Source organism: Geobacillus sp. 47C-IIb (genome assembly GCF_014679705.1).
Lineage (GTDB): Bacteria > Bacillota > Bacilli > Bacillales > Anoxybacillaceae > Geobacillus > Geobacillus thermodenitrificans.
Genome location: NZ_CP061473.1, coordinates 1682163 through 1693291, shown reverse-complemented (window position 1 = coordinate 1693291; position 11129 = coordinate 1682163). Strand labels below are relative to the sequence as shown.

The following is an 11129-nucleotide window of genomic DNA, read 5'->3' as shown; positions in this document are numbered from 1 at the left end:
AATCGGTCGAGTGTGTATATGGTATGTAGTGTAAAAGGGTGTCTCGCTGTTTTTGAGACACCCTCTAAGCATTGAATAGAGCATCGAGGACCTCTTCCAAATGAGGGGGATCATCATCCCATTCGATTAACATGGTATCTTCATCGTAAGCAGGTTCATAACCTATGATGCCTTTAGAAATATCGTATTTCATCTTCAAATTCATTAAATAATCCACTAACTTTGCAAATTTTAATTTCACCTCATTTTTGTCAGCGACGAATAGTTCACTTTTAGGAAAGTTAAAGACAATATCGCCATATTCCTCGTCAAAAGAAAAAACGATGACTACACGAGTGTTGATTATCCAAAATTATACATACGCCTTCCATAAATTTGGGCATACTCAAACAAAGCAGCGGCCATCCCGGATTTCCAATCGAGAGGAAGCTGCCCAGAGAAAAAACGGCGAACGAACGAAATGAAGGAAAGAGAGACGTTCGTCTGTTTTTTGGTTTGATCATACAGCCATCGCAGCAACACATACGCGATGAACGCCGCAAACAGTTGGTTGTATACCGCATTTTCCGTCGTGCCAAACAAGGTCGGGACATTCAGATATTGCTTCACCCAACGGAAAAAGACCTCAACAGTCCAACGTTGTTGGTACATGTCGGCAATGGTTTCCGCAGACGCATGGAAGAGGTTCGTCACGACCCGAATGTCGCGGCCATTCGCATCTCGAAAGATCACCACCCGGTGACGCTTGGTGGAGCGGCATTGTTTCGTCCCCAACTGGCACGTGAAGTCGGCTTGAACCGATGAGGATGTGCTGGAAAGGCGTTTCAAGCTTTTTTTCTGATGAAGTTCGATGTTGTCCTTCATCCGAATGACAAAGAGCTGATGCTGCTCCACAAATCGATCGAGGCGTTCGATTTTGAAATACGCCCGGTCTTCCACCAGCACTTGTTGAGCGTTCGTCAACTGTTCTCCCACCGGGCCATCATGACGCAGTCCGATGGTTTCCACCACGTCTGCCGGCAACGAGGATTCCGGCGAATACGCGACGTGCAGCTTCACTCCGGCGCGTTCGCCGTGATACGGCGCCCATGGCAGGCGGTTTTTCCCGACCGTGACGGTCGTCGAATCCACCACCCGAAGCGGTTTGGGAAACCGAAGCGAACGGCGGGTTTGGCGGTTGCACTTGGAAATGATCAACGCCAACAAGCGTTTCATGATGTCATAGGGAACTTCTTTCGCTTTCTTGGATACAGTTGAATAATGGAATCGCGGCAATCCATACAGAGGCCCCACATCGGCTCCGTGGCGAAAGCTTTTCCATTGATGCATGGCGGCCAGCAGGAAGAAGTGAATCAACTCGCGCAACGTAAAGGTTCGAGACGAATCACGATACCCAACCGCTTCGGCAATCAGTTGAATCTCTTCATCCGAAACAAGTTTTTGCATCAAATTCGGGAGTGTGGTATGCTTGTTCATAGAGAGCACCTCCTGGGTTTGTTTGTGTCGCTACTCACATTCTACAGGAAAGGTGCTCTTTTTTCTATACCCTTTGGATTTTATTGGATAATCAACACGCCTGCGATGACTACATTTTTTAGCGAAATTCCTAACGGCAGTTGTTCCAGAACAACATGACCGGTTCCTTTCGGTGATAGTAACTCTTTTATGTTTTTTACTTCAGAAAATTCGATGTCTCGTTGTAAGTTTGGATCATAAAAATGTGATGATTGAATGCGGAGTTTTGTCAACTGGAGTTTTTCATAGATGAGAGCTTCAAGTTTTTCTTTCTTAAAATCGGATAATATAATTTCTACATTCTCCATTACCATTTCCCCTTTTATTGGTCAATAAACCCTTTAAATGTTCCGTCAAGATTTGAACGCACTCCCCCGTCCATCAGCAAGCTTTTTCTCTAGGAATTCGTTTACCCTATGAAATTCTCCTGGGGCATCTAGTATTTCCTAAAGATGTTTGATTGCCATTTGATTCATCTGTTCAGGTCCCTCTTTTACTTCCCCTAAAATCTTCCTGCATGTTTCTGCAAAGCATGGGCTACTACCGTCCGCGAACTCATTCCATTGTTTCCTGAACAGATGGATGGTTTCCGTCAACGGTGCTTTGATGACTTGATGGTAAATCGTTTGGAAGATTTACCATCGCGCATGACATGTTTCACTTTCGACAGGGGAGAAGTGGTGTCGAGCACCTTCGCTCCCTTGGTCGCTGCTTTTCCTGCCATGCCGACTCCTTTTGCGGGAGGAGCAATCGACGCAATCAATATTCCTCCTGCCAACAGCCGATCACCAAACGATAGGCGCTCTCCAATGACTGGGTCGTACTCCCCGAATATGTGTTGCAAGTCGTACCAACCAATCAGGTCTAAGTGGAATTCCTTCATGTTATCGGACGACGTTTGGTCTGCTTGACGCATCGCTGCGGCGGTGCGATACAATAGCTCTTTCTTCATAACGCTGCAGCCAATAAACGAGTTCGTCCCGCAGCGCTTTGATGGCAGGAGTGCTGACGCCAGGAAGGTTCATGGCGAGAGAAGAAAGTTCCCACGACAGCGTCGTCCGCGTGCGTCTTCCGCATCAGGAATATGCTTCGCCACCGTTTCTAATTCATCTGGCTTCAACTGAATCATTGCTTGCACTGCTCCTTCATGGTCGCCGTCTCACCGTTCATCCGCCGAATGCCTTCCTTCGCCAGCTCCTTTGCCCTCCATTTCTTTGGATCCGCTCAGCATGTTGTCTCATCTCTCTACTCATGATTACCATAAATAGTATCAAAGTCCAAAATCATACAGATTGTTATTTTGATAACATTTATTGGCTAGTTCCCTGGTTATATTTCCTGCTGTTTTCACAAAGCCCTTGGTTAGAATCAATGTGCCAACAAACCATTCACCTAGTCGGGGCATTCGCTCGTTTGGCTCATAGCGGGCACCTTCACAAAAGCGTTTTTGTTTGCTTTCTGCTTGTAGAACAAGCAGGCGGAGAGCAGGACATTGTTTGAGGAAAAATGGTTGGTTTGTAAAATCAGAGAAAGGTAGAGTTGTGGTTTCGTTCATGGATAGAAAAAGTGGAGCGTGATGAGGATAGAGAACATCGCTCGTCATTGTTGATATTGAAGGGTGCAGTCCTCCGATCAATGGTGAGCGAGGAGTCGCGCTTTTGACGCGTTTTGCAGTGTTCAGGTGTTCACCGTGAAAATCGAACGACTGAGACTGGCTGTTGCCTGGCTTTCTCTTGTACAAGCTTCTATGGGAAGGGAATAGGCTCTTTGATGCTATTGGATGAGTGGTTGATCGTTGTCCATTTCTTTTACCAAGTCAGCGACGGGTATTTGAGGAGAAGAATCGAATGGTCTTTGAGAAGAAATACGACGGTGTCGATGCGTCGTTTGGAAGCAGTGGTTTTATCAGTGGAAGTCCGTAATGTATACATCGGGCTCTTGATTCTGTCACAATGCGCTGAGCGATTTGAGCAAAATGTCTTTGGCATGGTACCAAGAATCCCGACCGCCATCGTCTCAATTTCTACCGCTTGCTGGATCGGTTGTCATCTGCTATCACGATTAGAAACACGGTGTCCGTTCGCTAGAGACGAATGGCGGCCTTATGAATATTGAAACTTCGTTAAAAGAAGACTTCTCGCGTAGGCGATTAGGTGCTTTCGGTTGTCCTCACGGCCGGATGAACACTTCCGTTCCGTTTGGGACGATGGAAGCGAGTTCGAGCACGTCTTTGTTGTGCATGCGGATGCACCCTCTCGATACGTATTTACCGATGGAGGACGGGTCGTTCGTACCGTGAATGCCATAATGGATTTTAGATAAGCTGAGCCACATCGCGCCGAACGGACCGCCCGGGTTGGGTTGGCGGTTGACGATGACAAAATCACCGACAGGCGTGGCGGTAACCATTTTGCCGACACCGACGGGGTAGGTGCGGATTGTTCTTCCTCTATCTTTCAATATGAGTTGTCGGCGGCTGATAGATATATGGATTGTGTACGGAATCGATCCTTTTGCCGGAAGGTGAGGGATGATGATCTCTTGTCCAGGGAAGATGATGGATGAGGCGGTGAGACCGTTGGCGCGAAGCAGCGCCTCCACTGATGTGCGGTAGTCTCTGGCGATGGAAGAGATCGTTTCCCCGCGTTTGACAATATGTTTGTACATGGGCTGTCACTCCTTTGTTCGCTCGACGGAGAAACCCGTTCGGGTGCATGATACATTAATGTATGAGAAAATCCTAGAAAGGTTGCCAAACGAATGAGGAAACCGTTCTCTTCGCTAGAGTAGTGGTGAAAATCCGTTTTTTTCCTTCCAACGATCGTTCTTGAACAAAAAGAAACATAGCGAATGAATGAAGAGAGCGATAACGATCACCAGGCGGTGATGCGCTTCGCTCGTATATGTGGATGTTTTGAGTGGAAAAAAATGATGCTGGCTTCCCTTCAAGACCGTATGGAGTAGTAAAAGCTCATGACGAATCGTAAGGGAATAAGATGCTCCATTTCCCGTTCTCCTTGGCGACAAATACGTCTTGATGGAGTTCAAACACGCCAAAAGTGCTATGGAATGTCTGGATGACACGGATACGGTAGACATCTTGTAACGGTTTGTGTTCACCTGACATCGACCACGAAGCCAAGTGTTCCGCCTCGTCAAGGCGGTACTCAAACGTCTCGACGTCGAAGTCTTGCATAAAGACATGGGCGCGGCGTTGAATGTAAACATCTTTTGGAAATTTCTTTTTCATTTGTGGATGAAACAGTTCCCACGAGCTGCCGAAGTCCCCCGCCTGTTCGTAGCGGTAAAATGCCTTAACGACTTGTTTGGCTTCATGGCGTTCGTTGGATAGAAACAATGACAGCACAACAGCGAGCAAGGCGACGGCGGTAAGGATGGTTACTCCCGTCTGTGCGGAGATCGTTTTTTGGCGGTAGCGTGGAACCATCGGTTTTCTCTCCTCTCTACTATTACCATATGCCGAGTCGGCGGCGGATATGGGTTGTTTGGCTGTTTTTGGAGAAGCGGGGAACAGTTTGGTTAGTTGCGGCTGTATTTTTAGTCAAAAAATCGATTCGGATGTAGTAAAATAAATGGAAGAAGTAATGGTGGAACAAAAAGCGTCCGAACCCTTATGACGAGGGGGCGTTCGCAAGCATGAGGGTGGATAGACGGAGCGTAAATCGGCTCCGTTTTTCCTTTGGCATTCCACCGAGAACACAGCTCTAGGAGAGGTCGAGGGTGATGCGGAAATCATACATTTATGCGCTGCTGGTTGGGATCATGGTCGCTTGGGGATTGAACGTGACGGCGTTGAAAATTCTTGTTGAGCACTTTTCCCCGGTGACCTTGACGGCGCTAAGGATTTTCACGGCTGGTGTAGTCGTGCTTTTGTTTTTATGGGGGATTGGACGGCTCGGAAAAGTCGGCTGGAAAGAAGCGAAACAGATCGGCTTGGCCGCTATGTTTAGTGTCGTTGCTCACCACTTTTTCCTTGCAGTGGGGCTGACGAGAACGACGGCGGTCAATGCGGGTCTAGTTTTAGGGATGGTGCCGCTTGTCACGGCGCTGTTGGCGATGGTGTTTTTAGGCCAGCGCCCGACGATGTTTCGGCTCCTTGGCATCACGCTCGGGTTTTTTGGCGTTATGTTTGTCGTTGCGAACGGCAACGGTGGCCTTGGTCATTTGTCGGTCGGCGATGTATACGTGTTTTTGGCCGTCTTGGCGCAAGGGATTAGCTTTATTATGATCAAAAAGGCGACGGTCGACGCGCGCGTCATGACGGGGTGGATGCTTATCTTTGGGTCGCTTTGGCTGTTTGTCCTAGGTTTGGTGCTTGAGCCCCGTGGGTTGTCCAGTTTGAAGGAGGGCACACCGTTGCTTTGGACGATTTTCCTCGCTTCGGCCGTCGTGGCGACAGCGCTGGGCCATATGTTTTACAACCAAGCCGTTCAACATCTCGGTCCGGCTGAGTCGGCGGTGTTTATCAACCTCAATCCGTTCTTTTCGCTGCTTGGGGCGCATTGGTTGCTCGACGAGCCCGTTTCGTGGGCGCAAGGGCTAGGCTTTGTGCTGATCGTGGCAGGTGTCGTTCTCGGCAGCGGAGGAATGGATGACGTAAGCGCCCGCTTTCGCCGTACGAATGTCGCGACAAGAGGCGGGAGAAAGGCGGGGATGTGGTAACGCGTTCTCCCGCTTCGGTGTAATGTGTTCAGAGGGAAAAGCAACAAGAATGGATGCGAGGGTCACGGAGTAGAAAAGGGGTTGTCGCCTCTTGAATGGGGGCGACTTTTTTTGTGCCATAGGCAGGGGGCTTCATGAGAGCGACGGGGAAATACGATAGTGACCACTCACAATCAGTCATTTTGCGGAATTTATGTTTCTCTTTCGCCCAGATACGCATGAGCATATCGATTTTACGCATTTGAGGACGTGCAGAACAAGAAAAAACGGTAAATGGTGATGAAAGGAGCAGCAAACGATTCATGAATTGACGGGATTGCCTGTGAATGGATGAAATCCGACGCCTGCAACTGAGGAGGAGTGAATCGCTAACGTTCGGCAAACCGGCAGGGCCAAAGAGAGCCCCGCCCTAACGCTTTGGTTTCGCCGCTGTCGATTCCCGTTTGATGAGTTTCGTCGATAATAACACTTCCTGAAATGGTTCGTCCGGATTGTCCCACCGCCACCGTAACAATTCCACGGCTCGTTTGCCGTATCGCTTCAGATCGATGTCGACGGTTGTAATTTTCGGCGTGGCGATTTGCGATAGTTGTCCGTTATCAAAGCTACAGACGGAGACATCGCCAGGTACGTTCAGGCCGTATTGTTGGAGGCTGGTGCTGACGAAAAAGCCTAATCCGTCATTGACGCAAAACCAGGCGGTTGGTTGCTGCTTTAGCTCTCGTATGTAGTTGGCGATCGCTGTTTCGTCCTCTTGTGCGTGGCAAAATATCCATTCCTCGTTCGGTTTCACCCCGTAATCTTTCAACGCCAATAAATACCCTTCATACCGTTCTTGATAGCTCGGTGAATAGTGAATGTCGCCGACAAACGCAATATCGGTATGGTTTAGCTCCAACAAATGCTGGACAGCGATGTAGGCGCCGAATCGATTGTTCGTCAGCACCGCATCAGCGGAAATGTTCGGATGATGGTGGTCGACAAGGACGGTCGGGATACCGGTTGAGACCACTTTTTGGATGTATTCGGTGCTGATATGAGAAAGAATGATGACGCCGTCAACGAGCTTTTCCTCGATGAACGAAGGCAACAGACGTTGTTGTTTTTGTTGCTCGTTGACCGACTGAATGTGTAGCTTCATGCCATGTGATAGCGCTTCCTGTTCGATGCTCAAGTAAATTTCGCCGAAAAATTTCAGCGAAAATGCGCGGTCTGAAGCGATGAGGGCGATTTGCTTCGGCGGCTCCTCGCGATGTTTCGAGCGAGAGGAAGGATATTCATACCCCATTTCTTTCGCGACACGCTTTACAAGCTGCCTCGTTTCTTCGCTCACCCCTTCTTTGCCTCGCAGCGCTTGAGAGACGGAGTTTTTAGAAATGTTGAGCCGATCAGCGATGTCTTGCATGGTGACCCGTTTTTTCATTCGCTATCTCCACCTGTTCACTCTTTTTGCCTTTTCGGCTATTTGAAGTGCGATAAGGATGACGATTGTCATCGCTTTCCTATCCCTGATTATAGGTCGGAATATCCAAAACGATTTCTGTTTTTGCTTTTTCTTCGTTCCATTATACCTCCTTGTGAAACTGAACGGTATTCAAAACATCGGAAAAGTATATACAGGATGTCATTGTAACGTTACAAAATGAAGTTGTCAAGTTTGTTAGTCATGAAAAATATCATTATTTTTTTGCTTTTTTCCGAAAAATAAGTTGACTATTCGGTTTCATCGTGAAATAATGTGTTTGTAATGTATAAAAATATAGTTACAAAGATTGTTTTTTTAGTTGACAAGATTGTCTACCTTAGTGATCTGTCAGGGAAAGGAGAGACATTGTCCAAATCAATTGTTTGTGTAAGCGTTTTAATCATCTGCTCATTCATATAAGGGGGGAATAAACGATGAAAAAGCGCAAGTGGTTTAAGCTCGTTTCGGTGTTACTTGCCGCTGTGGTGATCGGAACGGGCTGCCAAGGACAAGCAGGAAATGAGCAAGGAGAGGGGAAGCAAAGTTCAACCGTGCAGATTGATTTTTGGGCAGCGCCGAACCCGACGCAACAAGCGTTCTGGAAGAAGATGGCCGACCGCTATATGGAAGAGCATAAACATGTGAAAATCAAAGTATCGCCGATGCCGGAAAGCCCTTCTTCGGAGGCGGGCATTCAGTCCGCCATTGCTGCAGGAAACGCACCGGTCCTTTCGGAAAACATCTCGCGTGGTTTTGCCGCGCAATTGGCGGAAAGCCGGGCGATTGTGCCCATGGATCAATTTGACGGATTTGACGACTTACTTCGCAAGCGGCAAATGGAAACGACGATTTCCACTTGGAAGTTTGCTGATGGACATCAGTATGTACTGCCGATTTACTCGAACGCCATGCTGTTTGGTTGGCGAATCGATCTATTGAAAGAGTTAGGATATAACGAGCCACCGAAAACATATAGCGAAGTCCTTGAGGTCGGCAAAAAGCTAAAAGAAAAATATCCAGACAAGTTTTTGTGGGCGAGAGCCGATTTGGCCAAACCGACATGGTGGGCAAGATGGTTTGACTTCTTTATGCTGTATAACGCCGCGTCGAATGGAACTCATTTTATTGATGGGAATAAACTGAGCGCGGATCGCGACGCAGGAGTAAAAACACTTCAATTCTTTGCGGATTTAAGTAAAAATCACCTAGTACTGACGAGGGAGACGAAAGATCCGTTTGAAAACGGCACGTCGGTGATGGTCGATTTAGGACCATGGACGTTCCCTTATTGGGCGGAGAAGTTTCCGGAAATGAAATTTAACGAAACATACGTTTTATCCATGCCGCCGGTGCCGGATGGAATGGATCCAGCGCAAGCAAAAACGTTTGCCGATACAAAAGGGCTAGTCATTTACGCTTCAGCGACGAAAGAGCAACAACAAGCTGCGTTTGATTTCGTCAAATGGGTGTACTCTGACCCACAAAACGATTTGGAATGGCTGAAAGAGACGAATTTGCCGCCAGCGCGGGATGATTTGTCAACGAACGAGGCGTTTGTCTCCTATTTTGAGGAAAATCCGCAGTTGAAACTGTATGCGGAAAATATCCCGAATGCGTTGCCGCCGATGGATAATGCCCAAATGGTTGAAATTCAAGAATTGATCGGCAAACAAGCGTTGAACCCCGTTGTTAAAGGGGAGAAAACCCCTGAAAAAGCTTGGAAGGATATGGAGAAAGCGATCGATGGGGTGTTAAAGTAACATGAATAAGCACACGGCAAAAGTGGGTTGGCTGCTCGCCAGCCCATACCTTATCTATTCCGCTATTTTCTTTTTAATCCCTTTATTTTGGGCGTTATATCTCGCCTTTACGAACTGGAACTTGATTTCTCCAGAATATGAGACAGTAGGGGTTCAAAATTTTATCGATGCGTTGTTCAGTCCGAGTGTGCGGGCTGCGTTTTGGGTGACGTACAAGTTTATGCTGATGTTTGTGCCGATCGTTATCGCTGGCTCGCTGATTTTGGCGTTGATCATTCATCATCTGCCACGGTGGAAAGGACTCTTTGCCGTTGGGTATTTTTTGCCGTACTTAGCGTCAGGAGTAGCATCGGCGATTGTCGTCAAAGGGGTTATTTCTTATAACAGTCCGTTCAATCAATTTTTGCGAGATGTGTTTGGTCTCGATATTGACTGGCTCGGGTCTCCGACCTTGGCGGCGCTAGTGATCGTGCTGATGATGGCGTGGAAGTTTGTCGGTTACTATGCGCTCTTGTTTTTATCGGGTCTTGAAAGTATTCCGAAAGAAGTCTATGAGGCGGCTGAAATCGACGGTGCGGTCGGCTGGAAGCGGGTTTGGCACGTGACTATTCCAATGCTGTACCCTTCGTTTTATACGGTGACGATTTTAGCAGTCGGCTTGATGTTTGGCATTTTCACGGAGCCATATGTGTTGACGGGCGGCGGGCCGGAGTATGCGACCCATACGTGGCAGCTAGAGATTTACAACCAGGCGTTTGAAAAATTAAACGCAGGTTACGGAACGGCGGTCGCGATCATCAATTCGATCGTCACCTTTGCGTCGATTTTCATCTTTCGCAAGCTGTTGGAAAAATGGGGTGGCAGACATGGTTGGGAGTAAACGATGGAAGGTTGGCTTGCTTTATGTGCTGGCGTTTGCGGTTTTGTTCGTCATGGTTTTCCCGTATTTGTATATGGTGTTAGGCTCGCTTGCTCCATGGGATGAAGTCGATCGAAAGTTGATTCCGTCGTCATTGACATTGCGCTCGTATGAATGGCTGTTTCAAGGCGGTGAAGATGTCGTGCCGCGGCCGTGGCTTCGGGCGTTTTTCAACAGTTTGCTTGTCACATCGGCATCAACGCTTCTTATGCTGGTGACGGCGGTGATGGTCGGATATGCGTTGTCGAAAGTGACCTTTAAGGGGAGACAATGGGTCAATAACGCGATTTTGTTTCAAATGTTTTATCCGTCGATCATTTTGTTGATTCCGCTGTTTTTGATCGTCCGGTATTTCGGCTGGTACAACACGTATTGGGCGATGATCTTGCCGAAGGCCGTCAACTTGTGGGCGATCTTTATGTATACGAACTTTTTCCGCAGCATTCCTGATGAATTGATCGAAGCCGCCAAGATGGATGGGGCAGGACATCTCACCATCATTCGCCGCATTATCTGGCCGATGTCGCGCTCGATCACAACGATTATTTTCTTGTTCCTTTTCATGGAACGATGGGTGGAACTTCTTTGGGATATGCTGGTCGTCAATAACGAAAAGATGTTGACATTAAATGTATTGTTGGCGCAAATGTTTGGGCCGTATGGGGGGTATCCGGGGCCAATGTATGCCGCCTCAGTGTTACTCACGCTGCCGATTTTGATTTTGTTCATTTTGTTTAGCAAGAATTTTAAAGAAGGTATGCAGTTCATATTAAAATAATGAAACATC

Annotated in this window: 11 protein-coding genes and 1 pseudogene; 4 read left to right on the top strand and 8 right to left on the bottom strand. The window is 47.7% G+C overall.

Translation table 11 applies throughout. The annotated features are described in order from the left end of the window. Window positions 1-64 precede the first annotated feature (64 nt). The 7 genes and pseudogenes from IC804_RS08605 to IC804_RS08575 all read right to left on the bottom strand — a co-directional run bounded on the left by IC804_RS08605 (window position 65) and on the right by IC804_RS08575 (window position 4963). A complete protein-coding gene (locus IC804_RS08605) occupies window positions 65-241 on the bottom strand; it encodes a hypothetical protein (protein WP_223812921.1) in 177 nt (58 codons plus the stop codon). Between the two features lie 101 nt (window positions 242-342). Continuing rightward, window positions 343-1476, bottom strand: coding sequence for an IS4-like element IS5377 family transposase (locus IC804_RS08600; protein ID WP_015375695.1), 1134 nt, complete (start codon window positions 1474-1476; stop codon window positions 343-345). Window positions 1477-1556: 80 nt separating this feature from the next. Next, a complete protein-coding gene (locus tag IC804_RS08595) occupies window positions 1557-1823 on the bottom strand; it encodes a hypothetical protein (RefSeq protein ID WP_081157289.1) in 267 nt (88 codons plus the stop codon). Between the two features lie 246 nt (window positions 1824-2069). After that, window positions 2070-2644 (bottom strand): annotated as a pseudogene (locus IC804_RS08590) (pre-toxin TG domain-containing protein); the annotation flags it as partial. A gap of 141 nt (window positions 2645-2785) precedes the next feature. Continuing rightward, a complete protein-coding gene (locus IC804_RS08585) occupies window positions 2786-3070 on the bottom strand; it encodes a hypothetical protein (protein ID WP_190300687.1) in 285 nt (94 codons plus the stop codon). A gap of 614 nt (window positions 3071-3684) precedes the next feature. Then, entirely contained in the window at window positions 3685-4182 is a 498-nt protein-coding gene (locus IC804_RS08580; RefSeq protein ID WP_008881357.1) for a L,D-transpeptidase family protein, read from the bottom strand. A 304-nt stretch (window positions 4183-4486) separates the two neighbouring features. Next, a complete protein-coding gene (locus tag IC804_RS08575) occupies window positions 4487-4963 on the bottom strand; it encodes a hypothetical protein (protein WP_029761188.1) in 477 nt (158 codons plus the stop codon). Window positions 4964-5259: 296 nt separating this feature from the next. Here IC804_RS08575 and IC804_RS08570 point away from each other — a divergent pair, with 296 nt between their 5' ends. Continuing rightward, window positions 5260-6198 carry a DMT family transporter gene (locus IC804_RS08570; protein WP_029761189.1) on the top strand — a complete coding sequence of 313 codons (939 nt, stop codon included), beginning with the start codon at window positions 5260-5262 and terminating at the stop codon, window positions 6196-6198. Between the two features lie 409 nt (window positions 6199-6607). Here IC804_RS08570 and IC804_RS08565 read toward each other — a convergent pair whose 3' ends face one another. Further along, a complete protein-coding gene (locus IC804_RS08565; RefSeq protein WP_008881354.1) occupies window positions 6608-7621 on the bottom strand; it encodes a LacI family DNA-binding transcriptional regulator in 1014 nt (337 codons plus the stop codon). Between the two features lie 476 nt (window positions 7622-8097). Here IC804_RS08565 and IC804_RS08560 point away from each other — a divergent pair, with 476 nt between their 5' ends. Genes IC804_RS08560 through IC804_RS08550 form a run of 3 tightly spaced genes read left to right on the top strand, consistent with a single transcriptional unit; the run spans window position 8098 to window position 11120 of the window. Then, window positions 8098-9423 (top strand): extracellular solute-binding protein, encoded by a 1326-nt coding sequence (locus IC804_RS08560; protein WP_081157291.1) that lies wholly within the window; start codon window positions 8098-8100, stop codon window positions 9421-9423. A 1-nt stretch (window position 9424) separates the two neighbouring features. Then, complete coding sequence (locus IC804_RS08555) at window positions 9425-10303, top strand: carbohydrate ABC transporter permease (RefSeq protein WP_008881352.1); 879 nt, start codon at window positions 9425-9427, stop codon at window positions 10301-10303. Then, the gene (locus IC804_RS08550) at window positions 10290-11120 is read left to right on the top strand and encodes a carbohydrate ABC transporter permease (protein WP_008881351.1); all 831 of its coding nucleotides are present in this window, start codon (window positions 10290-10292) and stop codon (window positions 11118-11120) included. Before IC804_RS08555 ends, IC804_RS08550 begins: the two co-directional genes overlap by 14 nt. The last annotated feature ends 9 nt before the right edge of the window (window positions 11121-11129 follow it).